The sequence below is a fragment of the Streptococcus oralis genome (genome assembly GCF_003943825.1).
In the GTDB taxonomy this organism is placed as follows: Bacteria; Bacillota; Bacilli; order Lactobacillales; family Streptococcaceae; genus Streptococcus; species Streptococcus oralis_CD.
On record NZ_RJNJ01000136.1, the window covers coordinates 1 to 511 of the forward strand.

Annotated in this window: 1 protein-coding gene; it reads right to left on the bottom strand. The window is 44.8% G+C overall.

Annotation, left to right across the window (positions count from 1 at the left end; genetic code table 11):
• A partial coding sequence (locus D8863_RS11000; protein ID WP_142999507.1) for an amino acid ABC transporter permease occupies positions 1–511 on the bottom strand: 511 nt, incomplete at its 5' end.

Sequence of the window (511 nt, forward strand, 5' to 3'; positions counted from 1 at the left end):
CTAAAGTGAATAGGCTTTTTTGTTGGCTTGCTCCATCTTGCGACCAAATTGGGCAACAGGGAAGCATAGGGCAAAGTAGAGAAGAGCAGCACCTAAAAAGGCTGGGATATAATTTCCGTTGAGAGCCGACCAAGACTTGGTCACAAACATCAAGTCCACTCCGGAGATGATAGCAACCGTTGAAGTATTCTTGATAAGATTAACGATTTGGTTGGTCAAAGGTGGGAGAATGATACGGAAAGCTTGTGGCAAGATAATCAAGCGCATAGCACTGATATAGGTAAAACCTTGCGACAAGGCGGCCTCCATCTGACCACTAGGAATAGACTGAATCCCTGAACGAATCACCTCAGCAATATAGGCACCGTGATAGAGTCCCACGCAGAGAACAGCTGTCCAATAAATCGGAATCATGATGGTATGGTCACTGATGAGAGGTAAACCATAGAAAACGATGACAAACTGCACCAAGAGGGGAGTATTTTGGTAAAATTCGACAAAGATACGAGCC